The sequence below is a fragment of the Xanthomonas sp. NCPPB 3959 genome, from assembly GCF_056675575.1.
This window is the reverse complement of sequence record NZ_JBWWVR010000006.1, coordinates 72,594-97,428: the sequence shown is the minus strand read 5'-3', so window position 1 is coordinate 97,428 and position 24,835 is coordinate 72,594. Positions and strand designations below refer to the sequence as shown.

The following is a 24,835-nucleotide window of genomic DNA, read 5'->3' as shown; positions in this document are numbered from 1 at the left end:
GCCCCGCATCGCTGCACGGCACGCCGTGCAGCGATGCGGAGTGGACCAGGCAATACGGCCTGGCCATCACCTCTCCGCGCTACAACAACGTGCCGCTGAGAATCGCCGCAGCGATGCTGAAATAGATCACCAAGCCGGTGACATCCACCAGCGTGGCCACGAACGGTGCCGAGGCACTTGCCGGGTCGAAGCCGAGCCGTTGCAGCACGAATGGCAGCATCGAGCCGGACAGCGAACCGAAGGTGACGATGCCGATCAGGGCCGCGCCGATGGTCAGCGCCACCATCTGCCAGTGCGGGCCATAGTCGTACAGGCCGGCGGTCTGCCAGATGGTGATGCGCACGATCGCCAGCAGGCCCAGGATCGTGCCCAGGGTCAGCCCGGTGGGCAGCTCGCGTAGGGCCACTTTCCACCAGTCGCCCAGGCGGATTTCGCGCAACGCAAGCGAGCGGATCAGCAGCGAGGTGGCCTGCGAGCCGGAGTTGCCGCCCGAGCTCATGATCAGCGGAATGAACAGGGTCAGCACCACCGCCTTGGACAGCTCGTCCTCGAAGTGCTGCATCGCGCTGGCGGTGAGCATTTCGCCCAGGAACAGCACGCTCAGCCAACCGGCGCGCTTCTTGATCATCTGGCCAAAGCCAATCTGCATGTAGGGCTTGTCCAGCGCCTCCATGCCGCCGAACTTGTGCACGTCCTCGGTGGATTCGGCGATCAGTGCATCCAGCACATCGTCCACGGTGACGATGCCGAGCATGTGGCCGTGCGCATCCACCACCGGGATCGCGAGCAAGTCGTGGCGACGGATCAGCCGTGCGACTTCCTCCTGGTCCAGCGCCGGGTCCACCGTGACCGGCGGGTTGACCTGCGCCACGTCCAGGATCGGTGCGTCGTCTGCGCCGGTGATCAGCCGGCGCATGGTGACCACCTGGGTCAGCACGCGGCTGTGCGGGTCCAACAGATAGATCGCATAGACCGTCTCGCGGCTGCGCTCCACCTCGCGGATGTGCTGCAGGGTGCGGCCTACCGTCCAATCGGCCGGCACCGCCACGAACTCGGTGGTCATCAGCGCGCCGGCGGTGTTGGGCGGGTAGCGCATCAAGGCCTGGATCGACAGCCGCGCCTCGGCACTGAGCAGCCACAGCAGCGGCGCGCGCTGCTCGGCGTCCAGGCCGTGGAAGATGTCGGTGGCGCGGTCGTCGGCCATTTGCCCGAGCAAGGAGGCAGCCTGTTCGGCCGGCAGTTGCGCCACCAATGCACTGGCATCGTGCAGCTCGGGTTGTTCGAGCAGTTTCACCGCACGCGGTTGCGGCAGCGCGGCCAGCACCTGGGCCGCATCGTCGCGGTCGAGGGTGTTGAGATATTCCACCGCATCGGCCGTGTTGCGCTCGGCCAGGGGTGCGATCAAGGCGTTGACGCCTTGGGCAAGGCGCAGGGTTTCGTTGTACATGGGGTTCGCCTGGTGACGACCGTCGTCGATGACAGCCGGCGAACCCAAAGCCTCAGGCGCGCGCCAGCTGGGTCATCGACCCGGGTCTAGGGTGACTGTCGCTGGACATGAGAAAGGCTCCGAGAAGTGCCTACCGAACCGGTGATCCGGGCGGCGGCGGGGCGCAGTCTGCGCGCCTGAGCCGGCTTGGTCAATGGCTCGCACAAAGCACGTTTAAGCGAGCGTGCAGTCCGCCGATCTTGCCGATGCGCAGCATGCGCAGCATGCGCAGGAGGATGCGTCTCATCGAGATGGCAGCGAGCGTGGGCCGACGGCGCACATGCGTGCTGTGGTTGCGACACCGGTGCGCTGGCCGCGGCCTTGAACACGCTTGCCGGCCAGCGCTGCCGAGGGCCACGCTTGGCTCCAGACACGCTGCCACCGACGCGCTGATCGGAAGCAGCAAACCGGCTATCGCAAACCCGTGGCCGCTGCGCATTGCCGGCGACTCTGGCACGTCGGTGCCAGCTGGTCAGCGGCAGTGCGCGGCATAATGCGCACCTCAACGGAGAGTGCGCATGCATAGCGGCGGTCTGGAACTGGCTCTGGTGCTGATGCTGGCCGCCATCGTGGCGGTGCCGGTGTTCAAGCGCTTCGGGCTGGGCGCGGTATTGGCCTATCTGGTCGCCGGTGTGGTGCTCGGGCCCGACGGCGTGGGCGTGGTGCAGGACGCCGAACGCATCAGCGGCGCAGCCGAAATCGGTGTGGTGATGCTGCTGTTCGTGATCGGCCTGGAACTGTCGCCGTCACGTTTGAAGGTGATGCGCCATTCGGTGTTCGGCGCCGGCGCCACCCAGGTGGTGGTGACCACGCTGATCCTGGGCGGCTTGCTGATGCTCGGCAATCTGGGCTGGAAGAGCGCGTTGATCGTCGGCGTGGCGCTGGCGTTGTCGTCCACTGCGGTGGGCCTGCAGCTGCTGGCTGAACGCAAGGCGCTGGGCAGCGACTACGGGCGCCTGGCGTTCGCCATTTTGCTGTTTCAGGATCTGATCGCCATTCCATTGCTGGCCGCCATTCCGCTGCTCGGTGGCAGCAAGAACGCCACGCTGGCATGGCCGGATGTGGCCAAGGCGGTCGCGGCATTGGCGCTGGTGATCCTGTGCGGGCGCTTCGTGCTGCGCTATCTGTTCAATATGGTGGCGCGCACGCGCATGCCGGAAGTGTTCACCGCCAGCGCCTTGCTGGTGGTGCTGGGCACCGCCTGGATCATGCAGGAAGCCGGATTGAGCGCCAGCCTGGGCGCGTTTTTGGCTGGTGTGCTGCTGGCCGATTCGGAATTCCGCCACGAGCTCGAATCGCAGATCGAGCCATTCGAAGGCCTGCTGCTGGGGCTGTTCTTCATCTCGGTCGGCATGGGCATCGATCTGAACCGGGTGGTCGCCGAGCCATGGCTGATCGCCAGCGGCGTGGCGATCCTGCTGGTGGTGAAGTTCTCGCTGCTGGTCGGTATCGGAAGCGTGGCCAAGCTGCCGCTGCGCAGTAGCCTGATGCTGGGCAGCGTGTTGTGGCTGGGCGGCGAATTCGCCTTTGTGGTGTTCAACGAAGCCGATCGCGTCGGCTTGCTGGAGCGCGCCAACCACGACCGCCTGGTGGCCATTGTCGGCGTGTCGATGGCGCTGACGCCGGTGTTGCTGCTGGGCATGCAGCGCATCCTCAACGGGCCGCTGCGGCTGCATGCGCCCAAGTCCGAACGCCCGTTCGACACCATCGATGCGCAAACGCCCAAGGTGCTGGTCGCCGGCATGGGCCGCTTCGGTCAGGTGGTCGCGCGTCTGCTCACCGCGCGGCATGTGCCGTTCGTGGCGCTGGAACACAATCCGGACACCGTGGAAGATTTGCGCCGCTTCGGCAGCCAGTTGTACTACGGCGACCCCACCCGCCCGGAACTGCTGCGCGCCGCCGGTGCCGACCGCATCAAGGTGTTCGTGATCGCGGTGGACGACCCGGAAACCAACATCAAGGCGGTGCGGCTGATCCGCCGCCTGTACCCGCAGGCCACGGTGCTGGCACGTGCACGCAATCGCCAGCACGCCTGGAAACTGATGGATCTGGGCGCCGAACCGTTCCGCGAGGTATTCGCCTCCAGCCTGGAGCTGAGCGAACGCGTGCTCACCTCGCTCGGCCTGGGCGAAGCGGTTGCCAAGGATCACGTCAAACGGTTCCGCCAGCACGACGAAGAGTTGCTGCATCGCCAGCACCTGGTCTATGACGACGAAGCCAAGGTGATCCAGACCTCGCGCGATGCACGCGCAGATCTGATGAATCTGTTCGAAGCCGACGTCAAGGCGGATGTGGATGCCGAACCCGCACCGGTAACGCCCGATCGCTGAGCTTTGCGTAGGAGCGCGCTCGCGCGCGATGAGGCGTTATCGGTAACGCCTCATCGCGCGCGAGCGCGCTCCTACGGGATTTCTGCACACACAGCCGCCGCACGATCGCAGCGGCTGCATGTCGATCGCATCACTCAGCTGCGCGGTGTGCGACCTGCGGTCTTGCTGGCCGACTTCTTCGCTGTGCTTTTGCCAGCCGCAGCTTTGCTCACGGTCTTCGCTGCGGCTTTTGCGACCTTCTTCGTCGCGCGCTTGGTGACGGATGTCTTTGCCACCTTGCCGGGCGAACCGGCTGCGCCTTGAGCGGATTTTGCAGCAGGTGCGGCGGCACGTTTGGGTGTCGCCTTGCTCGCTTTCTTCGCGATCTTTTTGGTGGCTTTCTTGACCGGCGTTGCAGCGCTGCTGCGTGCTTCCGGTGCGCGGCGCGGCGGTGGCTTGCGCCCCGGAGTGAGCGCGCGCCAGGCGTGCCCGCCATTCATCGCCAGCAAGGCATCGGCGGCCGACGGGCCAGCGCTGCCTGCGGCGTAATTGGGGAAGTCGCTTGGCGGTTGTTTCCAGGCATCCAGGATCGGCTGCACGATACGCCAGGCGGCTTCCACCATGGCCGCATCCTGGAACAGGCCGGCCTCGCCCTTCATGCAGTCCTGCAGCAGGCGCTCGTAGCCCACCGTGTATTCCTTGGGAAACCAGTCGCGGTAGCGGAAGTCCATGCGCACCGGTGCCAGCGCGACCTGCGCGCCCGGGCGCTTGACGTCGAACTGCAGCGAGATGCCCTCATCAGGTTGAATGTGCAGCACCAGCCAGTCGGGGCCATAACCGCCCACTTCGGTGCTGCGGAACGGTGCCAGCGGCGCAGGCTTGAAGCGGATCGCGATCTCGGTGGTGCGCTCGCGCAGCCGCTTGCCGGTGCGCAGGTAGAACGGCACGCCGGCCCAGCGCCAGGTGTCGACCTGCAGTTTCATCGCCACATAGGTTTCGGTTTCCGAATCCTCCGGCACGGTGTCTTCTTCGCGATAGCCCGGCACCGCGCTGCGGCTCACCGCGCCGGAGGCATATTGGCCGCGTACCACGTCTTCGGGTTTGATCGGGCGTACTGCTTCGATCACTTCCGCGCGGCGACGATGCATCGCTTCGGTGGTGAAGGCGGCCGGCGGTTCCATCGCAATCATCGCCAGCAACTGGAACAGATGGTTCGGGACCATGTCGCGCAAACAGCCGGTGGGATCGTAGAAACGTCCACGGCCTTCCACACCGATGGTTTCGGCGGCGGTGATCTGCACATGATCGATGCGGTCGCGATTCCACACCGGCTCGAACAAGCCATTGGCAAAACGGAACGCCAGAATGTTCTGCACGGTTTCCTTGCCGAGGAAATGGTCGATGCGGAACACCTGATCCTCGTGCAAGACGCGGGCGACGGTGGCGTTGAGCGCGACGGCGCTGGGCAGATCGTGGCCGAACGGTTTTTCCACGATCACCCGCCGCCAGCCCTGCCCCTCGCGCTGTTTGACCAGCCCGGCTTCGCCCAGGTTGAGCAGTACCGGTTCGAAGAAACGTGCGGCGGTGGCCAGATAGAACAGCACATTGCCCTGGGTGCCGTAGCGCTTGTGCAGTTTCTCCAGCACGCCATCCAGCGTTTGATAGGCACCTAAATCAGTAAAATCGCCGCGCAGATAATGCATGCGCTCGCGCAGCCACTCCCAGGTGTCGGTGTCGAACTCGTCGGTCTGGAATTCGGCATCGCGACTGCTGAGCAGCTCGGTCATCGACTGACCCATCATCGTGCGCCACGAACGCTCGCTGATATCGCCGTGGTCCATGCCGACGATGGCGAACTGCTCGCCCAACGCACCGGCCCGGCGCAGGTTGTACAGCGCCGGCATCACCAGGCGCTTGGTTAGATCGCCGCGTGCGCCCAGCACCACGATGATGCACGGCGGGGTGGTCTCTTGCTCATTCATGGACGTGTTTCCTTTTCGCCCATGCGTCCGTGCAGGCGCAATGCCGCATTGACCAGGGCCACGTGGGAATACCCTTGCGGGAAGTTGCCAAGCATGCGCTTGCTGCGCGGGTCGTACTCTTCGGCGAGCAGGCCCACGTCGTTGCACAATCCGAGCAGGCGCTCGAGCAATACGCGCGCCTGCTCGGTGCGCCCGAGCAAGGCGTAGTTTTCCACCAGCCAGAAGCTGCAGGCAAGAAAGGTGCCCTCGCCGGCCGGAAGGCCATCGGCGCTGTCGTCGGCGCGATAGCGTTCGACCAATCCATCGATGGTCAGATCGCGTGCGATGGCATCGGCGGTGGCGGCGATGCGCGGATCCTCCGGCGGCAAAAATCCCACGATCGGAATCAGCAGCAGCGAGGCGTCCAGGCGGTCGGAGCCATAGCTCTGCACGAAGTGGCCATCCGGATGCACGCCGTTTTCCAGCACTTCGGCGCGGATTTCCTCGGCAAGCCGGCCCCAATGTGCGCGTTTTTCTGCATCGGCATTGGTGATGCCATCGCGCGCGCCGCAATCGAACGCCAGCCAGGCCATCACTTTGGAATGCACGAAATGACGGCGCTCGTCGCGAATCTCCCAGATGCCTTCATCGGGCAGGCGCCACAGGTCTTCGAGCGTATCCAGGATCTTTTCCAGCAGCGATGCCGACGAGCCATCGTCGTCGGATGGCGGCGCCACGCCCTTCTCGCGCGCGTAATGAAAGGCGCCGATCAACTCGCCATACACATCGAGCTGGAACTGATCCACTGCACCGTTGCCGATGCGTACCGGGCCGGAGTTTTCGTAGCCGGGCAACCAATCCGCTTCCCATTCCTGCAGCCGGCGTTCGCCGGCGATGCCGTACAACGCCTGCAGTTGGTCCGGCGAACCGGCGATGGTGCGTTGCACCCAATCGCGAAACGCTGCGGCTTCATCGCGATACCCGGCCTGCAACAACGCAATCAGCGTGAACACCGAATCGCGCAGCCAGCAGTAGCGATAATCCCAGTTACGGGTGCCGCCCAGATGCTCGGGCAGCGAGGCGGTGGGCGCGGCGACAATGCCGCCGGTGGGCAGGTAACTCAGCCCCTTCAATACCACCAGCGAACGCCGCACCTGCTCGGTCCACGGACCGACATCGGTACAGCGACGTGCCCAGCCATGCCAGAACGCGGTGGTCCGTTGCAGCGCCTGTTCCGGATCGATCGCCGCCGGCGTGGGCTGATGCGATAACCCATGACTGAGCAGAAACCAGGTGCTTTCGCCCGCACGCAGCGTGAAGTCGGCCTCGGTGCCCAGGTCCTCGCCGTGCAGCTGCTGCGGCGAGCGCAACGCGAGTTGGTCGGGACCGGCGATGGCGCGAATGCCACCCTCGATACCGGTAACCCACGGCACCGTACGGCCATAGTTGAAGCGAAACGTCAGCCGCATGTGCATCGGCACGTCGCCCTGCACGCAACGCACGATCCGCACCAGATGCTGGTGACTGTCGCTCTCATCGCTGGCGACCATGAAGTCGACCAGTTCCACCGTGCCGGTGTCGGTACGCATGCGCGTGCACAGCACCAGACTGTCGTCTTCGTAGGCGCGTTCGCTGCGAAATGCGGCGACCGGCGATAACGCCCATTGCCCGTGTTGCTCATCGCCCAGCAGGGATGCAAAAAACGCATCGGAATCGAAACGTGGCAGACACAGCCAGTCGATGGTGCCGCAGTGGTCGACCAGGGCCGCGCTGTGGCAATTGCCCAGCATGGCGTGGTCTTCGATACGCACGCTCATCGTAGAGGCGCTTCCTTCGTGCGAGGGAACGCCCAGTCTTGCACGTGCAGTGTCGGGATCGGGTTACGACTGCGCCGGCAGACGCAGCAACGGTGGCACCGTGTGTTCCAGCCGGCGGATCAGTGCCGGATCCATATAGGCGTAGTCGTCGGGAATGTGCAGGCAGATCACCCGGCAATGGCGCAACTGCGCGGCGAAACGTTTGCGCAACAGCTGCAGGTGCCGGCGTTCCATCACCAGCACCAGCTGCGCTTCATGCAACAGCTCCGGTGTGACCTGCACGTCCGCATCTGCGGCCAGCCCGGCCGATTGCGTTTGCACACCCGGCCAGTCGGCGAACACGCGTTCGGCGGTGGGGCTGCGCAGGCGGTTGCGGCTGCACACGAACAGCACCTGCAACGGTGCGCCGCCGCGCTGGCTCAGCGGCCTTCGCGCAGGAAGCGCGCCATCGAGGACACACCCGGCAAGGCGGGCTCGAACTGCCCGGCCACATCGATGAAGCCGCGCATGATCGCGATCTCGCGCGGGGTGCGGTTGAGCGCGTCGCGGCGGTCGCCATCGGCGCCGGCACGCAACAGGCGCTGCACCAGCAATGGCAAACCGTGCAACGCAGCCAGATGCAGCGGGCCGAAGCCGCGTTGATCGGCCACATCCAGCGAGACGTCTTCGTCGAGCAGGCGTTCGACGCCGGCCAGTACCACTTGTTCGTCGCAGGCGGTACCCGGTTCGGCGCGCGCGCCCAGCAACAGCAGCAAAGGGCTGACCCGGCCACCGGCCAGATACTCGGGATCCGCGCCGGCCAGCAGCAGGGTATCCAGCAAGGCCAGCAGGCGGCTCTTGTCGCGCGCGGTGAAGCCATACAGCGCGGCGCAATGCAGCGGCGCCAGGCCTTGGTCGTCGTTGGCGTGCACATCGGCCGCCGCGGTGAGCAGGCGCGCCACGATATCCGGCAGGCCCAGCGCACAGGCCAGCATCAGCACGGTGACGCCGCCGGGCAGGCGATGCTCGATCTGCGCGCCGGCCTGCAGCAACGCGGCCACGATCTCGGTCTGACGCATGCTTACCGCCGCCGACAACGGCGTGGCGCCGCTATTGGCCGCGCGTTGCGGATCGGCGCCGCGCCCGAGCAGATGCGCCACCACGCCGAGATGGCCGCCACCGGCGGCGCGCAACAGCGCAGTGCAGCCTTGCGCGTCGATCGCATCGACCGGCAGGCCGAGATCGATCAGGCGCCGCACCGCATCGGTGTCGCCGGTCATGGCCGCAGCCGGCACGTCGGCTTCGCGTAACGTGCGGTGCGGCAGCGACCAGATGCGCCAGTCCAGCCAATCGGCCAGATCGCGGCGGCCGATCGACAGCGCCACGCCCAGTGGGGTCTGCCCGTCGGCCGCGCGCGCTTCCGGCGAGGCGCCTTGTTTGACCAGCAATTTCAGCGAGGCTTCGCGGCCCAGCGCGGTGGCCAGATGCAGCGCAGTCATGCCGTGGCTGTCGCGTGCCTCGCGGTCCACGCCGTGTTCCAGCAACCACTGCTGCAGGCGCAGCCAGCCCAGCCGCACCGCCAGCGACAACGGCGGATCGCCGGCCGCCGACGGGGCGAACGGGTCGGCGCCGCGTTCGAGCAATTCCAGCGCGAACTGCTCCAGCCCGCGCGATGCCGCATCGTGCTGCACGCAGGCGCTGAGCAGGCGGGTCAGGCCGCCGGCGCCGGCCGGCGAGACGCCATGCCGCAGCAGCGCCTGCAATGCCGGCACTGCCTCCACGCCGCGCGAGAGCAGCGCAAACATCGGTACATCGCCGCAGGCACCACGTACGTCGGCGTCGGCGCCGTGGCGGAGCAGCCAGTCCACGGCCTCGGCGTTCAAGGCCAGATGCGCATCGTGCAACAGGCCGCCGAGTTCTTCCGGGCCGCACAGCCTGGCCAATGCGTCCAGGCCGTCGCGTTGACCGAACTGCAGGCCTTCGCGCAACAGCACCAAGGGCGGGCGATCGGGCAGCACCGCAACGCCGGGGGTATCGCCGTGTCCATCGCTGACTGCGGCCGGCAGCGGATACGCAGGATCGAGCAATTGCACGATCGCCCAGCGCCCGGCTTCGGCGGCGACATCCACTGCGCGGCGGCCGTGCGCATCGGCGCTGTCGGCCGGCACCTGCAGATCGAGCAGGCGCCGGATCAAGGCTGGCGACACGCGGTCGGCGGCGCAGGCCAGCATCACCGCATTGCGGCCGTCGCCATCGATGGCCAGCACATCGGCCTTGCGTGCGACCAGCCGTTCCAGCACGCCGCTGCGTGCCTGCCGCGCTGCGTCCAGCCACGGCGTGCGGCCGAGCAGATCGCGCGCTTCCAGATTGGCACCGGCCGACAACAGCGCCTCGACGATGTCGCCGTGGCCGGCCAACGCGGCTTCGTGCAAGGCGCTGCGGCGCTGGCGGTCGCGCGCATCCACGCGCGCCTTGTGCTTGAGCAGCAACTGCACGCCGGCCGGGTCGTCTTCCTCGGTGCCGGCGGCGGCCAGCAGCACCGGCGCGCCGCCTTCCGGTTCGGAAAGCGCGCCGCGTTCCAGCAGAAACTTGGCCAGCCGCCAGTTGCCGACCTGGCAGGCCATCGCCAGCGGCGAATGACCTTCGTTGTTGAGCGCGTCGAGCTCGGCGGCGGCATCGCGCAACAGCGCGGCCACGCCCGGGTCGGAACTGCGCACGGCGTGATGCAGCGGCGTGTTGCCGTCGTTGTCGGTGGAACGCGGGTCGGCGCCGTTGGCCAGCAACGTCATCACCGCGTCGGGGCGGCCATGCCAGCTGTCGCGCGTGGCGGCCAGCAGCGGGGTCATGCCGCGATGCGGTTGGTTGACATCGACGCGGCGCACGATCAGCTCGCGCAGCAGGCGCAGATCCGGCAATACCGCAGCCAGCGCAGGCAGGCTACGTTGATCGCGCCATTCCGGCAGCGGCATCGCCTGCGGGTCGGCGCCGGCTTCCAGCAATTGCAGCGCGCGGTCCACGCGTCCACTGCGCGCGGCTTCAAATAGTTCGGGCACCAGCTGATGCTGGGCCACCGGCTCCAACGGGCGCGGTTCGGCCGCGGCTTCGGAGAAGAAATCGGCGGCCTGCCGGGCCACCGGGGTGTCGCTGCGTGCCGGCGCGGCGGTGCGTTGCAGCAGCAGATGGGCCGCCGGCAACAGCACGCTGGCGGCGATCGCCAGACTCCAGCGCAAGCTGTTCGACAACCAGCCCGGCCAGGCCACCGCCACGGCCAGCGTGCACATCGCCAGCACCAATGCGGCGGCCAGCAGGCCACGCCAGGCATGCAATTCCTGCGTGGCCAGCGCGTGCCACCGCGGCGCCAGGGCGCCGCCATCGCGCTCGACCTCGCCCCACAGCGGCCAGGTGCGCCATAGCCCGAGCAGCGCGGCGCTGACCGCAACGCTCAGCGCCAACGCAGCGGCCAGGCTGCCGCTGTCGCGCAACGCAGTCAGCGGCCAGGTGATCAAGGCCGCCAGAGCCAATAGACCGACGCCCCAGATCGCCAGCAACGGCGGCAGCGCCTGCGCGATCGCACGCGGCTGGCTCGGCAATGCGCGCGTGCCACGTGCCCACGACACCGCCAGCGCGAAGGCCGGCTGCGCCAGCCACAGCGTCACCGCCGCAACGCTGCCGCCAACGCCGCCCAGCAACGACAACACCACACCGGCCGCGCCGGCCAGCGCTGCGGCGCGCCATCGCGCGGCACGCGTGGCCTCAGTCATAGTCGCACTCGCCCGCCAGCACCACCGTCTTGGGCAGTTGCAGGTAGAAGCCGTGCTTGCTGAGCGCTTCGCGCACCGTGGTCACGTCGGCTTGCGCCAGGCGGCGCTGCGGCGTCAACGCCACCTCCAGCACGAACGCGAACGGCGCCAGTTGCGCGTGCACGGCGGCGGGAAGACCGGAGAAGTCGTCACGCATGGCGAGATAGACGAAGGTGTCCTGCTTGCGTTGGCTTTTATAGACGTAGGCGTGCATGCGCGCGTGGTCGCGCTCGTTTTAGAAGTGTGTCGCAGGATTGTGTCCCAATTGCGCCCATGGCGAAAGCGCGGCCGTTGCGAAAAATCCCAGCAGCGTCAGCGACATGACCGGCACGTTCAGTTGCGCCATCGACGGGCCGCGGACACACCATCGATATACTGAGCACACTTTTTGCCAGCCAGACCACCGTGAGCCACGCGCAGCATTCGTCCCAGATGGCCCCGGTCGCCGTCACCGCTTTCACTTCCACCACCGCGCTCGGCGCCGGGCTCCACGCCCAGGCCGCCGCCCTGACAGCCCGCCGCAGCGGTATGCGCCGCAACGATTTCGGCCCGCAACCGCTGCCGTGCTGGATCGGCCGCGTCGACGGCGTGGAAGCCGTGGTACTGCCCGAATCCCTGCAAGGCTGGGACTGCCGCAACAATCGCCTGGCCTGGCTGGCCCTGCAGCAGGACGGCATGGCCGCTGCCGTGCAGGCGGCCGCGCAGCGCTACGGCGCCGAACGCGTGGCGGTGATCATCGGCACCTCCACCTCCAGCATCGGTGCCAGCGAAGAGGCCTATACGCGTCTGGTCGAAGATGCCGACGGTGCGCGCTTTCCCGACGATCTGGATCGCCCGATCGTGCACACCCCGCATTCGCTGGGCGACTTCGTGCAGCACGCCACCGGCCTGCGCGGCCCCTGCATGACCGTGGCCACGGCGTGCTCGTCCAGCGCCAAGGTGTTCGCCCAGGCCGCGCGCCTGATCGACGCCGGAGTGGTCGACGCAGCCTTGGTCGGCGGTGTGGACACCTTGTGCGGCAGCGTGCTGTTCGGCTTCAACTCGCTGCAGGTGGTGGCGCCGGAGCTGTGCCAACCGTTCGATGCGCGCCGGGTCGGCCTGAGCCTGGGCGAGGCCGGCGGCTTTGCCATGCTCGAACGCCCCGCCGCCGCACCGGACGCGGCGTTGTGGCTGTACGGCTATGGCGAATCCAGCGACGCGCATCATATGTCCGCCCCGCATCCGCAGGGCCTGGGCGCGCAGCTGGCGATGCGCGGCGCGCTCGAACGCGCCAGCCTGGAACCGGCAGCGGTGGGCTATCTGAATCTGCACGGTACCGCCACGCCGGCCAACGACAGCGTGGAAGCGGCCGCGGTGGCGGCGATCTTCCCCGCCACCCTGCACGCCAGCTCGACCAAGGCCTGGACCGGCCACACCCTGGGCGCGGCCGGCATCGTCGAATCGGTGATCGCGCTGCTGGCGCTGCGCGATGGCGTACTGCCGGGCACGCTCAACAGCGCCGTGCCCGACCCCGCCTGCGGCCCGCAGATCCGTTTCGACAACGCCCATTCCAAGATCGATTACGCCATGAACAACTCCTTCGGTTTTGGCGGCAACAACTGCTCCCTGCTGTTCGGGCGGGCCCGCTGATGCTGGCTGCCACCATCGAAGGCATCGGTTTCTGGACCCAGGGGCTGCCCACCTGGGAGGCCGCCATTGCCCTTGTGCACGGCGGCGCGCTGCAGGAGACCACGGCACGCCCGGCGCCGCAGTTGCTGGCCGCCAACGAGCGCCGCCGCGCACCGGACACGGTGGCGGTCTCGCTGGAAGCCGCACTGGCCGCCTGCACCGCCGCCGGCCGCGATCCAGCCAGCCTGCCGTCGATCTTCACCTCCACGTACGGCGATCTGGCCATCTCCGATTACATGTGCACCACCCTGGCCAGCGACCCATCGGCGATCTCGCCGACCAAGTTCCACAACTCGGTGCACAACGCCGCGGCCGGCTACTGGACCATCGGCGCCGGGGCGATGACTCCGACCACGGCGATCAGCGCCAGCCGGGCCAGCTTCGCGCAGGGCCTGCTGGAAGCGCTGGTACAGCGCGCCGCCGGCATGGACGCGGTGCTGCTGGCCGGCTACGACGCCCGCTCGGTCGGGCCGCTGGGCCGGGTCGCACCCAGCCAGGGTCTGCTTGGCGGTGCATTGGTGCTGGGCGCGCCCGGCCAGGCCGGCAAGCTGCAGCTGCGGGCGCGGCTGGACGACGGCACGCCTTCCGCGGGCGAGGGTCCGCTGTCGCGGCATGTCGCCAACAACGCGATGGCGCCGATGCTGCCGCTGTTCGACCTGCTGGCCGCTGACGGCGACAGCGTGGCGCTGTACGCCGGCCCGGGCCGTGTGCTGCGCGTGGAGATCCAGCGATGAGCCGGCAGCCATTGAGCCGCGAAGACACCGCGATCCTGGTGCCGGCCTTGAACGAATCGCTGCGCATCCGCGAAGTGGTCAACGATGCGCTCACCTATTGCTCCAACGTGATCGTGATCGATGACGGCTCCGACGATGGCACCGCCGATTGCATCGCCGACCTGCCGATCACCTTGATCCGGCATCCGCAGCGCATGGGCAAGGGCGCCGCGTTGCGTAGCGGTTTTGCGCAAGCCCAGCGCCTGGGCATGCGCGCGGTGATGACCATGGACGGCGATGGGCAGCACAAGGCGGCAGATTTCCCACGTCTGTTGGCCGCGGCCAACCGCCATCCCGGTTGCGTGATCGTCGGCGCACGCATGCGCAAGCGCGCCACCCAGCCCACCATCCGCCGCATCGGCAACGACTTCGGCGACTGGGGCATCGCCTGGGCCTGCGGCTTCCAGCTGGTCGATAGCCAGAGCGGCCAACGTCTTTACCCAGCCTCGGTGTTCACCCTGCCCAACGTGCCCGGCGAAGGCTTCGTGTTCGAAGCGCAATTGCTGATTTCCGCCGCACGCCAGGCCGGTGCGCGCGTGGTCGCGGTGCCGATCGAAACCCGCTACGCCGGCACCTCGCCAGGCACGTTTCGCAAGAGCCACTTCCGTCTGGTGCGCGACCTTTGGGAAATCACCTCGCATGTGGTCGCCCAGGCCTGGAACTACGGACATATCTGGCGCGAATACCGCCGCGTGCGCGCCAACCCGGTGCTGATCGACGACGCTGACGGCGAGTTTGCTACTGTTCCATCGGTCACCAAGAGCAAGCACTCCCCATGAATGCACAGCGCGCAGATGTCGTGATCACCGGTGGTGGCCTGGCCGGCCTGAGTCTGGCGCTGCAGTTGCGCCAACGCGATCCCGCGCTGGCGATCACCGTGCTGGAACGGCGCGCCCACCCCGTGCGCGAAGCCGCGTTCAAGGTCGGCGAATCCACGGTGGAAATCGGCGCGCATTATTTCGCCGACGTGCTGGGCCTGCGCGAGCATCTGGAGACCGAGCAGATCCGCAAGTTCGGCTTCCGCTTTTTCTTTTCCGACAAGCGCCAGGACATCGACCGCTGCACCGAGCTGGGCGTCAGCCAGATCCTGCCAACGCCGTCGTGGCAGATCGATCGCGGCCGCTTCGAAAATTTCCTCGGCGAGCGCGCACGCGCGCAGGGCATCACCTTTGTCGACAGTTGCAGCGTCAAGGGCGTGGATCTGGCAGATGACGACAGCGACCACGCCGTGCGCTACGAGCGCGCCGGCGAGCCCGGCACACTGAACGCACGCTGGGTGGTGGATGCCAGCGGCCGCGCCGGCCTGCTCAAGCGCAAGCTCGGCCTGGCGCAGGACAACGCGCACGACGCCAATGCGGTGTGGTGGCGCGTGGAAGGCCTGATTGATCCCAATGGCTGGTCGCAGGACAGCAGCTGGCTGCAGCGCTGCACGCCGCCGGACCGCTGGCGCTCGACCAATCACATGTGCGGGCCGGGCTACTGGTTCTGGCTGATTCCGCTCTCCTCCGGTGCGCATTCGCTGGGCATCGTCTGTGATGCGGCCATGCACCCGCTGGAGACCATGAACACCCACGAGAAGGCGATGACCTGGCTGCGCACGCATCAGCCGCAGGTCGCCGCCACGCTCGACAAGGCCGACTACCGGCTGCAGGACTTCCTGTTCCTGCGCAACTTCTCGTATGGCTGCAAGCAGGTGTTCTCGCCGCAGCGCTGGGCACTGACCGGCGAAGCAGGCTTGTTCCTGGACCCGTTCTATTCGCCCGGTAGCGACTTCATTGCGATCTCCAATACCTACATCTGCGAACTGATCGGCCGCGATCGCGCCGGCAAGGCGCTCAGCCCGTACGCGGAGCTGTATCAGCAACTGTATTTCTCGTTCTACGAAAACACCTTGACCCTGTATCAGGATCAGTACGCGTTGTTCGGCGATGCGCAGGTGATGCCGGTCAAGGTGATCTGGGATTACACCTATTACTGGTCGCTGCTGGCGCCGTTGTTCTGCAGCGGACGCATCGCGCATCTGAGCTTGCTCGCACGCATGAAGACCGACTTCCTGTACGCGCGCGACATCAATCTGGCGATGCAACGCGTGCTGCACGACTGGGGTCAGCACAACAGCGAACAAGGTGTGGCCACCGGCGATGGACGACTGCTGGATCAGTATCTGATCGGTTGGTTCAACGAACTCAATGGCGCCTTGCACGACACGCTGGACGACGACGCCTTCGCCGCACGCATCCACAGCAACATCGGGCGCATGGCGGTACTGGCGCGCGAGATTCTGCTGCAGGCGCGTCAACGCCATCCCACACTGCCGGATCACGGCCTGGATGCATTGACCACCAACGCCATCGGCGAGCCGATCCTCACCGCCGCCTGGTACGCCGACGCAGCGTGAGCCTGCTCGAACGCGCCGGCAACGGCCGTTTTGCTTGATACGCGCGTTCTTGACCTTCGCGTGGTGCACGCGAAGGAGCCGATCAGACCGCACCTCAGTGGATGGCTGCACGGCATGCACTGCTCGCAACCTTGCACACCGACCATCTCGACGGGTCCTTGCCCGCCCACCGTCGCGGGACCTTACGCGGCATGGATGCCGCGTAAGAGCCTACATGGACGTACTTGCGGCGTGTCCCGCGACGGTGGGTGGGCAAGGGCCCTGCAGCAAACTCGAAGAAGTCGAGGGCGCGATGCCCTCACCGCACCAGACAGTTTGCTGATTGCTTTATTGAGCACAGGACACGGGGCCAGCCAGTTTGCGGGATGCTTGTTGAAAACTCCGCACACCGATCAACTCGACTGGTCCTTGCCCGCCCACCGTCGCGGGACCTTACGCGGCATGGATGCCGCGTAAGAGCCTACATGGACGTACTTGCGGCGTGTCCCGCGAGGGTGGGCGGGCAAGGGCCCTGCAACCAGGCCGCAGATCAGCCGCTTTACACCTGACGTATCCGCACCGTTCAATTACCTCTCAAGGCGAACGAGATATTGAACTTCAGCGCAATCTGGATGTTCCAAGCCGAGCGGGTCGAGGGCGCGATGCCCTCACCGCCTGCGGGACACGCCGTGAATCCATCCCTGGAGGCTCGGTGGCGGCATCCATGCCGCCACACGGTCCCGCAGGCGGTAAGGGCATCGCACCTGCCAACTTGGTCGAGTGCTGACGGGAACTACAAGGCAGGCCGCGCCCGCTGGGCGGCGAGCGCAGTCGTTTTGTAGCCGCTCTCAGCCCATCCCGCCATTGATGCCGATGACCTGGCCGTTGATGTAACCGGCCGCTTCCGAACACAGGAATGCGACCAATGCTGCGACTTCGTCGGGCTTGCCGACGCGCCCTGCCGGCACCAGTTGCTTGATCACCTCCGGCGCGAAACTCTCGCCGACCATCTCGCTTTCGATCACACCCGGCGCGACCACGTTGACTGCAATGCCGCGGCTGGCCATTTCGCGCGACAGCGATTTGCTGGCGCCGTGCAGCGCGGCCTTGGCAGCGGCGTAGTTGGTCTGCCCGCGATTGCCCAGCACCGCCGCAACCGATGACACACTGACGATACGGCCCCAGCGCGTGCGCGCCATCGGCAGCAGCAAGGGCTGGGTGACGTTGAAGAACCCGTGCAACGAGACATCGATGACCCGGTGCCATTGCTCGGCGCTCATGCCGGCCATCGGCGCATCGTCGTGGATGCCGGCGTTATTGACCACGATCTGGATCGGGCCGACCTCCAGCAGGCTTGCCAGCGCCGCAGCACTGGCCTGCGCATCGGCTACATCGAACGTCACCGCCTCTGCACTGCCGCCGTCGGCCACGATCGCTGCAACCACTTCATCGGCGCGGGCGATATTGCGATTGGCGTGCACGATCACGTGCCGACCTTGTGCAGCCAGCTGACGGCAGATCGCACCGCCAAGATCGCCGCTGCCGCCGGTGACGAGCGCGCGGCGCTGAGGAACGGATGTGCTCATGGAAGCCTCAATGGAAGCCGCAGAAACGACGGCGGAAAGAGCGTCATCCTAACGACTGGCAGCAAGCGCAGGAATAGATCGCCCGCATTTTGATCGCCCACCTTCCGTAGGAGCGCGCTTGCGCGCGATGAAGCGTTATCGACAACGCCTCATCGCGCGCAAGCGCGCTCCTACGGGGCCTGCGCCGCACCCAGCATCACCGTGGCACGCCCTTCGGCGAGCAACTGGTCCTGATGCATCAAGCGGAAGCTGTATTGCTGGCTGTCCTCTCCCTGCATCAGCACCTGCGCCTCGCAAACGATCGCATCCGGCAGCTTGTCCAGATAGGCCACATGCAATTCCACTGCGCGCAGCGCCACCAACATGCCCGGGCGCACCGGCTTGCCCGATGCGCGACCGAGCAAGCCGCCGTGCACGGCCATGGCTTGCGCGCCGTACTCGCATAGATGCAGCGCGCGCAGGCGGCCGTTAGAACGCAGCGGATGCGTGTCACCACGATGGGCAAGGCTGCGCAACACGATGCGCTGCGCGTCCCACTCCACCACTTCTTCCCACAGGCACATGTTGCCCTGGTGCGGAATCAATGCGGCAATCGCCTCACGTCCTTGCATGCGGTTCTCCGTTCTTTGTGCGTTCCAGCGCCGGCTCGCGCGACACCAGCAAGGCCAGGATGAAATTGAACAACACGCCCAGCGCCACCGTGCTGCCGATCGCACGCAATACCGGAATGCTGGACGCGGCCAAGAGCGCGAATACCAGCAAGGTCATCAGGCTGCACACGATCAGCGCATGCAACGTGCGCAGCTGGTCGGCGTGATCGTCGCCGGCGTGGTCGAAGAACAGCGCGTAATCCAGGCCCAAACCGGCCGCCAGGATCAGCGCAATCAGATGGAACAGATTGAGTTCGACGCCGGTGCCGCGCAGGATCGCCAGGATCAGCACCGTGGTCAGCGCCATCGGCAACAACACCCGCACGATGCGGCGCGGGCTGCGCAGCGCGATGGCCACAGTCACTGCCAACAACACTGCAGCCAGCACCAATGCACCGAGTACACGACCGCGATACGCGGCGACCAGAGATTCGGAAGCATCTTTCAGATCCAGCAACTGCGCGCCGCTACCTCGTACGGCTGCGGCCAACACCGCCGGATCGCGCAAGCCGGTCAACGACACCAGGGCGGTGCTGCGATCGCCACGCCCCAGCAGCAGCCCCCCGACCGAGGTTGCCAGCGGCGAGCCGGCCAGGTCCTTCGGCAACAGCGGGGCGGCCTGCTTGGCAGCGTCCAGATCCTGCAGGAACGGCGCAAACGCATCGCTGCGGAACGGTGTGGCGGCCACCGCACTATCGGTCAATGCGCGCGCTTGCGCGGCATCCGGCAATGCGGCCTGACGCGCACGCTGGGTCTTGGCGCTGGGCAGATAGCGCGCGGCCATGTCGTAGCCGGTCAATGCACCGTTGCGCATCAATGCATCCAGACGTGGGCGCAACTGCTCGCTGGCCTGCAGCGCGGCCTCATCGTTCGCTGCGGGCAGCGCGAGCACGTAACGCACATCGGGGGCACCCAGTTCCTGCCGCAACTGCGTGTCCTGCGCCAATGCCTTGGGCGGCACCGGGGTCAATTTCGACAGATCGTTCTGCCAGAACTGCCCCGGCGCGAACGCGATCACAGCAATGCCGATCACGGCAATCGCCGCAAGACTGATGCGCGGCCGCGGCAGGCGCGCGATGCCACGCCATAGCGCAGCCAGGGCACGCGAATCGGCATAGTCGCGCGGCGCCGGGTCGATCAATGATGGCAGCAGCCAACGTGTGGTGATCGCGGCGGTGGCCAAGCCGGCGATGGTGAACACTGCCAGCTGCCGCAAGCCGTCCACGCCGGAGAACAGGAAGGTCACGTAGGCAATGCAGGTGGAGACCACGCCGGTGGCCAGCGTCGGCCACAGATGGCGCGCGTTGTCGCGCGGATCCAGCCCCGGGCGCTGATGACTGAACAGGTGAATCGGATAATCCTGCACCACGCCGATCAGGGTGAAGCCGAACGCCACGGTGATGCCGTGCACACCATCGAACAGCAACGCCACCGCGCCCAAGCCGGCCAGACCCGCGCTCGCCAATGGCAGCACGCCGAGCACCGGAATCTTCCAGCTGCGATAGGCGACCAGCAGCAACAGCACCAGCCCCACCGTATCCAGCGTGCCGATCCATTGCGCCTCGCCCTGCGTGCGCTCGGTGATTTCCACCGCAAACGCGCCGGGGCCGGTCAAAACGAGTGTTGTTGAGGTGCCCTTGCTGACCTTGGCAAACGCCGCTTGCACCGCGTCGTACGCCAGTTGCTGGCCGGTGGGATCGAAGCCGGCTGCGCGCGTCTGCACGATCAGCAAGGCCGAGGTGCCGGCGCGGTCGAACCACACCTCGTTACGCGTCTGCGGCGCGGCGGCAGGTTGCAGGGTTTCGGCAAGATGCAGGATTTCCAGCGTGGGATCGCGCGGCAGCAACGGCTCCACCATCGCAGCCGCAGGCGAGCCCAGATCCTGCACGCGCGCCTGCAATGCCGCTTGCAAGGTCTGCCCATCCAGCGGGGTTTTATCGAAGCTGTCGCTGAGCAGATAGCGATACGGCAGCAAGCGCTCGGGAATCGCATCCAACCCCGCATTGCCGCCATTGCCGACCAGCTCGAACAGCTCTGGCTGTGCGGCCAAGGCCTGCTGCAGTGCCTGCGACTGCGCGGCCAGCGTGGCCGGGTCGCTGTTGGACAGCGACATCAACAACAGGCGCGAGCCGGGGCCTTCGCCGAGTTCTTCGATCAGCAGTTTCTGCGCGGGCGTGCGCGGGGCGGGCATGAATTTGCGCAAGTCACCGGTGACTTTCAGCGTCTCGCTCAACCAGAAGCCGGCGACTGCCAGCAAGGCCAGCCACAGCAGCGCAAGGCCGATGCGGCGGTTTGCATTTAATTTAAGCGCCATGCGAAAGCCTCACTGCGCCAGCGGAACGTCCACCGGCCGCGCGCGCGGCATCCAGCTTCAGTGACGCTTTCTTTCTGCTGAGGGCGGGCTGCAGTGACGCGTTCTTTCTGTTGAAGGCGTGCAGCACCGGCGCCTCTAATTTGCCGAAGGCAGTCGCTTTTTCCTTGCTAAGCGCGTGTCCCGACTGCGCACGCAACACCCACACGCGATGGCTCACGCGCCCGACCCATGGCACAGCGTGGTCAGCGCCGCCGCATCGGTCACGCTTGCAGCATCACGCGCCGCACCAGCCAGCAGCGTGCGCTGCGCATCGCCCTTGGCCGGCAGGCTCTCGATGCAGCGCAGCTCATCGTTGCGCCCGTACAGACGCAACTCGCGTACCTGCTTTGCCACGGCGGCGTCCTTGGGCTGCAGCGTCAGTTGCCAGGCCTGCGGCTGGCCCTGCCCACTGACGCGGTACTGCTGCTCCAGCAGCGCGCGGTCGCCGGCCAGCAATGCACCGAAGCCGGATTTCAAGCCGGCCAGTTCGGGCACCCGGCTCAGCGAAAAACGCCGTGGCGATTTGCCTTCGCGCTCCAGTACGCCTTCGTCACCACGCAAGGTGGTGGTTTCGCGATATGGCGCGCTGACCTCGCGCACCAAGGTCTGTTCGTCCGGGCGGCGGTAATGGCCCTGCACGCGCAACGGTGTCTTCAGCAGGGCCGAGCCACGCAGTTCGACGAACTCGGTACTGACCGGTGCGGGGCGTGCCAGGCGCTGCAGCACCTGGCCGACGTCCAGCGTCTCAGGCGGTGCGGCGCATAGCGGTGCGGCGCTGAACAGCAGTATCAGCATCCACGGCAGGGTGCGGCACATCGGCATGGTGGGTGTTCCAGAAATCGTAGAAGTTGAACCAGTTGTACGGCGCGTAGCGTGTGTAATGTTCCAGCCTGGCCGCGTAATCACGCATGAGTACCGCCAGCACTGGCGCGCGCTGGCGACGCGGCACATCCAGCCCTTCGCTGAAGGTCTCGAACGCCAGCTCGTAATGATTGCCGCCGCGATACAGGCCGAACGCCAGCACCACCGGCACCTTGAGCGCCGCAGCGATCAGCCACGGCGAAGTCGGGAACATCGCGTTGCGGCCGAGGAACATCGCCGGCAATGCCGGGTCGCCCTCGCGCGGGCGATCGATCAGCAACGCCACCAGCGCGCCGGCATCGGTGGCGTCCTTGATCGCCATGACGATCGAGGTCGCGTCCATGCCGGCGTCGATGATGTTGGCGGCCAGCTGCGGATTCAGCGCGCCCAGCAGGTCGGTCATGGCGCGGTTATGCGCCTTGTCCAGCACCACCTTGACCTGCACGTCGGGGCGCTCGGTGGCCAACACGCGCAGCGCATCGAAGCTACCCAGGTGCGAGCCGAAGATCAGCACGCCGCGGCCGCGATCCATCTGCGTGTGCAGCTGATCCAGCCCCGTGATATCCACCTGGAAGCGCTGCATCTGCCCGCACAGCATGTACACGCGGTCCAGGATGGTCGAAGCAAAGGTATGGATATGCCGCGCCACATCGCGCAGCGTAGCCGGGCGATCGAGCACACGCACCAGATAGGCACGCGAGGCACGGCGCTCGGGCGCACGCACCAGCAGGAAGTACAGCGTGATCGGATACAGCAGCGCGCGTGCCACCGAGCGCCCGGCGTACCGGGCGATGCCGCGGATCAGCCACAACGCAAAACGTCCGCCGCCTTCCGGGCGTTGTTTCCACTGGCTGTTCATGGCGCCGCCTCCGCGACCAGCTCGCCGCTGACCAGCAGGTCGTCGGCGCGCTGCACGCGAAAGCGCCAACGCGGGCCAGCACCGTCCAGTGTCACCGACGCAGTCTGGCCGGGCAGCAACGGCTGCACGAACTTCACCTGCGGCAAGCGCATCGCGGCGCGTGGGCCATGCGCGGCTTCCACCGCCTGCAGCACGTGATCGAGGACGACCACGCCGGGCACCACGGGGCGACCCGGGAAGTGCCCAGGCAGGCAGGGATGATCATGTGGCACGACGAAATTCATAAGCGGGTAACTCAGATCCTGGGTTGAAGCATGGCCGCCACGGCGGCGTGTGCCTGCTCGGTCAATTGCTGGCGGTCCGGCGCATCCGGCCCGGTTACCGGGATCGGGGCGCCGATGCGCACGCGGATGATGCCGGGGCGCACCCTGAACATACCCTCCACCGGCAGCACCTTGCCGCAGCCATCCAGCGCCACCGGCACCACCGGCACACCTGCATCGATAGCGGCCTGCAGTAGCCCGGCCTTGAATGGCAGCAGTGCGCCGCCACGGCTGCGGGTGCCTTCGGGAAACAGACACAACTGTTTGCCCTCGCGCAGCAGCGTGGCCGCCTGACGCCGCACCATCGCCCCGGCACGCCGGCTGTCGCGATCCAGGAACAGCATGCCGGTACCACGCGCGAACCAGTTCACGAACGGCACCTTGAGCATTTCGTCCTTGAGCAGAAACCGCAGCGGCACCGGCAAGGCATAGAACAACGCGCAGATGTCGATGACCGACTGGTGGTTGCTGACGAACAGGTAATTCTTGGACCAGTCCACGCGCTCGCGGCCTTCCACGATCACCTGGGCACCGGCGCCGCGAAACAGCACCGGCGACCACATCCAGCCGCCCATGCGCAGCAATCGATCGGGGTCGCGGGTGATCGCCAGCAACACCAGGCAATACACGATCCCGCCAGCGGTGAAGATCAGCGTAAAGGCCAGCTGCAACAGGTTGAACACGGCCCACGCCAGGCGCGACGGCATCCTTGCCAACGGCATTTTTGTCTTGTCCCTGAAAATGTGCACGTACGTCGCTGCCCCTGGCCACGCACTCAGCGCAGCAGATCGCGCCAGAACTCCGGCCCGAGCCGCGCCATCTGGCGCAAGAAGTCTGGCAGATTACGATAGGGACGCTGTGGAAACCAGCGGCCGCGCAATAGATATTCGCCCACGAAGAACCCGCCAACCACGCCATACGCCAGCAGATTGGCAAACAACGAGGCACGCGCGTCGCTGATCGGCAGCGGCGAGGCGTAGCCCAGTTGCGCCAGCACCCCACTGGGCTCGGCGCACAGGCCCAACACCAGATTCACCAGCGTCAGCGCGCACAGCAGCAGCGCCCAGGCCAGAGTGAGACGACGCGTATAGCGGTACTGCTCGGGCGTGATCGGCATGCCGGCCTGGCGATACAACCCTTCGACAATGCGGCTGATCAACGGCGTGCGCCCGCGGCGCAGGCTGCGGCCGAAGAACCAGGCGATCCAGCCGGTGAACACCACCGGCGGCGCGGCCAGCAGCAGCATCGCGTACGGCGAGTGCCACAAGGCGCTCAGGCCGGCCAGCGTCAGCACCGCCAGCGCCCAGGCCCAGGCCCGGCGCGCGACCATCGGCTCGATCAACACCATCAGCACCAGCAAGGCCCCGGCGATGACCGCCAGGTCCGGGCGATGACTGGCGTTGGCCCAGTGCGCCAACGGCGAGTACGCCACCGCCAGCAGCACGCCCAGCCCCAGCACCCACGGGGGTGCATCGGCAGGCGCTACAGTGGGCAGATCAGACGGTCTTGTTGGTTTCGACATGCGCCGACAATGCGCGCAGCGACGCAAAGATGCGACGGTTCTCGTCGTTGTCAGAGCGCAGCTGGAAGCCATAGCGCTTGCTGATCGCGAGCGCCAGTTCCAGCGCGTCGATCGAATCCAGTCCCAGGCCGGTATTGAACAACGGCGCCTCCGGATCGATGTCGGCGGGTTGGACGTCTTCCAGGTTCAGGCTTTCGACCAGGAGTTCGGCCAGTTCACGTTCGGCAGCGGTTTGCAGGGACATCCAGAAGCTTCCACAGGTGAGGGTCGGGCAACAAATTCGGAAAAATCAATCAAGGCAATCAATTCGAACAACCAGCACAGCCTCGCAAACAACCATCAGGTCGAAGCGGGCAATGCCGTTGGAAACCGCAGTGTACGTTGTCGCAGCTGCCGCTTCCGCGTACCGGCCACGACCATTGAGCGGTCACGCAGTCGGTTGGTTGGTGATCGGTTGAGCGTGGTTCGGCAACCCAGGTGCACCTGTCCGGGCCGCCGGTCAGGCTATCAT

Annotated in this window: 21 protein-coding genes; 5 read left to right on the top strand and 16 right to left on the bottom strand. The window is 66.6% G+C overall.

What is annotated here, in order from left to right; translation table 11 throughout:
- Positions 1-79: 79 nt before the first annotated feature.
- Positions 80-1,447 (bottom strand): magnesium transporter, encoded by a 1,368-nt coding sequence (gene mgtE / locus AC1KVG_RS08955; RefSeq protein WP_481094173.1) that lies wholly within the window; start codon positions 1,445-1,447, stop codon positions 80-82.
- Positions 1,448-2,004: 557 nt separating this feature from the next.
- On the opposite strand from mgtE, the gene AC1KVG_RS08950 reads away from it, so the two are divergent.
- On the top strand, positions 2,005-3,816 hold the full coding sequence (locus AC1KVG_RS08950; protein ID WP_481094172.1) for a monovalent cation:proton antiporter-2 (CPA2) family protein: 1,812 nt from the start codon (positions 2,005-2,007) through the stop codon (positions 3,814-3,816).
- A 134-nt stretch (positions 3,817-3,950) separates the two neighbouring features.
- Here AC1KVG_RS08950 and zwf read toward each other — a convergent pair whose 3' ends face one another.
- The 5 genes from zwf to AC1KVG_RS08925 all read right to left on the bottom strand — a co-directional run bounded on the left by zwf (position 3,951) and on the right by AC1KVG_RS08925 (position 11,566).
- Complete coding sequence (zwf, locus tag AC1KVG_RS08945) at positions 3,951-5,777, bottom strand: glucose-6-phosphate dehydrogenase (protein ID WP_481094171.1); 1,827 nt, start codon at positions 5,775-5,777, stop codon at positions 3,951-3,953.
- Positions 5,774-7,573 carry a glycoside hydrolase family 15 protein gene (locus AC1KVG_RS08940; protein ID WP_481094170.1) on the bottom strand — a complete coding sequence of 600 codons (1,800 nt, stop codon included), beginning with the start codon at positions 7,571-7,573 and terminating at the stop codon, positions 5,774-5,776. The genes zwf and AC1KVG_RS08940 overlap by 4 nt, the downstream gene beginning before the upstream one ends.
- Before the next feature lie 63 nt (positions 7,574-7,636).
- On the bottom strand, positions 7,637-7,966 hold the full coding sequence (locus AC1KVG_RS08935; protein WP_205394971.1) for a low molecular weight protein tyrosine phosphatase family protein: 330 nt from the start codon (positions 7,964-7,966) through the stop codon (positions 7,637-7,639).
- Positions 7,967-7,992: 26 nt separating this feature from the next.
- Positions 7,993-11,313: an ankyrin repeat domain-containing protein gene (locus AC1KVG_RS08930; protein ID WP_481094169.1), complete on the bottom strand. Its 3,321-nt coding sequence runs from the start codon at positions 11,311-11,313 to the stop codon at positions 7,993-7,995.
- On the bottom strand, positions 11,306-11,566 hold the full coding sequence (locus tag AC1KVG_RS08925) for a YcgL domain-containing protein (RefSeq protein WP_115040239.1): 261 nt from the start codon (positions 11,564-11,566) through the stop codon (positions 11,306-11,308). Before AC1KVG_RS08925 ends, AC1KVG_RS08930 begins: the two co-directional genes overlap by 8 nt.
- Positions 11,567-11,784: 218 nt before the next feature.
- Between AC1KVG_RS08925 and AC1KVG_RS08920 the strand changes: the two genes are divergently transcribed.
- The 4 genes from AC1KVG_RS08920 to AC1KVG_RS08905 are packed head-to-tail and all read left to right on the top strand — an operon-like array spanning position 11,785 to position 16,191.
- Positions 11,785-12,981, top strand: coding sequence for a beta-ketoacyl-[acyl-carrier-protein] synthase family protein (locus AC1KVG_RS08920; RefSeq protein WP_481094168.1), 1,197 nt, complete (start codon positions 11,785-11,787; stop codon positions 12,979-12,981).
- Positions 12,981-13,754 (top strand): beta-ketoacyl synthase chain length factor, encoded by a 774-nt coding sequence (locus AC1KVG_RS08915; RefSeq protein ID WP_481094167.1) that lies wholly within the window; start codon positions 12,981-12,983, stop codon positions 13,752-13,754. The genes AC1KVG_RS08920 and AC1KVG_RS08915 overlap by 1 nt, the downstream gene beginning before the upstream one ends.
- On the top strand, positions 13,751-14,572 hold the full coding sequence (locus AC1KVG_RS08910; protein ID WP_481094166.1) for a glycosyltransferase family 2 protein: 822 nt from the start codon (positions 13,751-13,753) through the stop codon (positions 14,570-14,572). Before AC1KVG_RS08915 ends, AC1KVG_RS08910 begins: the two co-directional genes overlap by 4 nt.
- Positions 14,569-16,191, top strand: a complete 1,623-nt coding sequence (locus AC1KVG_RS08905) for an NAD(P)/FAD-dependent oxidoreductase (protein WP_481094165.1) — start codon at positions 14,569-14,571, stop codon at positions 16,189-16,191. Before AC1KVG_RS08910 ends, AC1KVG_RS08905 begins: the two co-directional genes overlap by 4 nt.
- Positions 16,192-17,018: 827 nt before the next feature.
- Here the strand turns inward: AC1KVG_RS08905 and fabG are convergent.
- The 10 genes from fabG to xanC form a co-directional block, all read right to left on the bottom strand.
- Complete coding sequence (fabG, locus tag AC1KVG_RS08900; RefSeq protein WP_481094164.1) at positions 17,019-17,756, bottom strand: 3-oxoacyl-ACP reductase FabG; 738 nt, start codon at positions 17,754-17,756, stop codon at positions 17,019-17,021.
- Between the two features lie 170 nt (positions 17,757-17,926).
- Entirely contained in the window at positions 17,927-18,367 is a 441-nt protein-coding gene (locus tag AC1KVG_RS08895; RefSeq protein ID WP_481094163.1) for a hotdog family protein, read from the bottom strand.
- The gene (locus AC1KVG_RS08890; RefSeq protein ID WP_481094162.1) at positions 18,354-20,720 is read right to left on the bottom strand and encodes an MMPL family transporter; all 2,367 of its coding nucleotides are present in this window, start codon (positions 20,718-20,720) and stop codon (positions 18,354-18,356) included. The genes AC1KVG_RS08895 and AC1KVG_RS08890 overlap by 14 nt, the downstream gene beginning before the upstream one ends.
- A complete protein-coding gene (locus AC1KVG_RS08885; RefSeq protein ID WP_481094161.1) occupies positions 20,710-20,937 on the bottom strand; it encodes a hypothetical protein in 228 nt (75 codons plus the stop codon). Before AC1KVG_RS08885 ends, AC1KVG_RS08890 begins: the two co-directional genes overlap by 11 nt.
- On the bottom strand, positions 20,934-21,581 hold the full coding sequence (locus AC1KVG_RS08880; protein WP_481094160.1) for a LolA-related protein: 648 nt from the start codon (positions 21,579-21,581) through the stop codon (positions 20,934-20,936). The genes AC1KVG_RS08885 and AC1KVG_RS08880 overlap by 4 nt, the downstream gene beginning before the upstream one ends.
- The gene (locus tag AC1KVG_RS08875) at positions 21,505-22,479 is read right to left on the bottom strand and encodes an LpxL/LpxP family acyltransferase (RefSeq protein WP_481094159.1); all 975 of its coding nucleotides are present in this window, start codon (positions 22,477-22,479) and stop codon (positions 21,505-21,507) included. The genes AC1KVG_RS08880 and AC1KVG_RS08875 overlap by 77 nt, the downstream gene beginning before the upstream one ends.
- The gene (locus AC1KVG_RS08870; RefSeq protein ID WP_225306916.1) at positions 22,476-22,703 is read right to left on the bottom strand and encodes an ApeI family dehydratase; all 228 of its coding nucleotides are present in this window, start codon (positions 22,701-22,703) and stop codon (positions 22,476-22,478) included. Before AC1KVG_RS08870 ends, AC1KVG_RS08875 begins: the two co-directional genes overlap by 4 nt.
- A 71-nt stretch (positions 22,704-22,774) precedes the next feature.
- Positions 22,775-23,524 (bottom strand): lysophospholipid acyltransferase family protein, encoded by a 750-nt coding sequence (locus tag AC1KVG_RS08865; RefSeq protein WP_481094158.1) that lies wholly within the window; start codon positions 23,522-23,524, stop codon positions 22,775-22,777.
- Between the two features lie 53 nt (positions 23,525-23,577).
- Positions 23,578-24,261, bottom strand: a complete 684-nt coding sequence (locus tag AC1KVG_RS08860) for a COG4648 family protein (protein WP_006451936.1) — start codon at positions 24,259-24,261, stop codon at positions 23,578-23,580.
- A 37-nt stretch (positions 24,262-24,298) separates the two neighbouring features.
- Complete coding sequence (xanC, locus tag AC1KVG_RS08855) at positions 24,299-24,568, bottom strand: xanthomonadin biosynthesis acyl carrier protein XanC (RefSeq protein WP_006451937.1); 270 nt, start codon at positions 24,566-24,568, stop codon at positions 24,299-24,301.
- Positions 24,569-24,835: the final 267 nt, after the last annotated feature.

What these genes read in the sequence shown, in the direction of transcription:
- AC1KVG_RS08920 (WP_481094168.1), top strand. Translation starts at nt 11,785, where the DNA reads ATGGCCCCGGTCGCCGTCACCGCTTTCACTTCCACCACCGCGCTCGGC.
- AC1KVG_RS08880 (WP_481094160.1), bottom strand. Translation starts at nt 21,581, where the DNA reads ATGCCGATGTGCCGCACCCTGCCGTGGATGCTGATACTGCTGTTCAGC.
- AC1KVG_RS08950 (WP_481094172.1), top strand. Translation starts at nt 2,005, where the DNA reads ATGCATAGCGGCGGTCTGGAACTGGCTCTGGTGCTGATGCTGGCCGCC.
- AC1KVG_RS08875 (WP_481094159.1), bottom strand. Translation starts at nt 22,479, where the DNA reads ATGAACAGCCAGTGGAAACAACGCCCGGAAGGCGGCGGACGTTTTGCG.
- AC1KVG_RS08890 (WP_481094162.1), bottom strand. Translation starts at nt 20,720, where the DNA reads ATGGCGCTTAAATTAAATGCAAACCGCCGCATCGGCCTTGCGCTGCTG.
- mgtE (WP_481094173.1), bottom strand. Translation starts at nt 1,447, where the DNA reads ATGTACAACGAAACCCTGCGCCTTGCCCAAGGCGTCAACGCCTTGATC.
- AC1KVG_RS08925 (WP_115040239.1), bottom strand. Translation starts at nt 11,566, where the DNA reads ATGCACGCCTACGTCTATAAAAGCCAACGCAAGCAGGACACCTTCGTC.
- AC1KVG_RS08940 (WP_481094170.1), bottom strand. Translation starts at nt 7,573, where the DNA reads ATGAGCGTGCGTATCGAAGACCACGCCATGCTGGGCAATTGCCACAGC.
- AC1KVG_RS08910 (WP_481094166.1), top strand. Translation starts at nt 13,751, where the DNA reads ATGAGCCGGCAGCCATTGAGCCGCGAAGACACCGCGATCCTGGTGCCG.
- AC1KVG_RS08915 (WP_481094167.1), top strand. Translation starts at nt 12,981, where the DNA reads ATGCTGGCTGCCACCATCGAAGGCATCGGTTTCTGGACCCAGGGGCTG.
- AC1KVG_RS08905 (WP_481094165.1), top strand. Translation starts at nt 14,569, where the DNA reads ATGAATGCACAGCGCGCAGATGTCGTGATCACCGGTGGTGGCCTGGCC.
- AC1KVG_RS08930 (WP_481094169.1), bottom strand. Translation starts at nt 11,313, where the DNA reads ATGACTGAGGCCACGCGTGCCGCGCGATGGCGCGCCGCAGCGCTGGCC.
- fabG (WP_481094164.1), bottom strand. Translation starts at nt 17,756, where the DNA reads ATGAGCACATCCGTTCCTCAGCGCCGCGCGCTCGTCACCGGCGGCAGC.
- zwf (WP_481094171.1), bottom strand. Translation starts at nt 5,777, where the DNA reads ATGAATGAGCAAGAGACCACCCCGCCGTGCATCATCGTGGTGCTGGGC.
- AC1KVG_RS08865 (WP_481094158.1), bottom strand. Translation starts at nt 23,524, where the DNA reads ATGCCGTTGGCAAGGATGCCGTCGCGCCTGGCGTGGGCCGTGTTCAAC.
- xanC (WP_006451937.1), bottom strand. Translation starts at nt 24,568, where the DNA reads ATGTCCCTGCAAACCGCTGCCGAACGTGAACTGGCCGAACTCCTGGTC.
- AC1KVG_RS08895 (WP_481094163.1), bottom strand. Translation starts at nt 18,367, where the DNA reads ATGCAAGGACGTGAGGCGATTGCCGCATTGATTCCGCACCAGGGCAAC.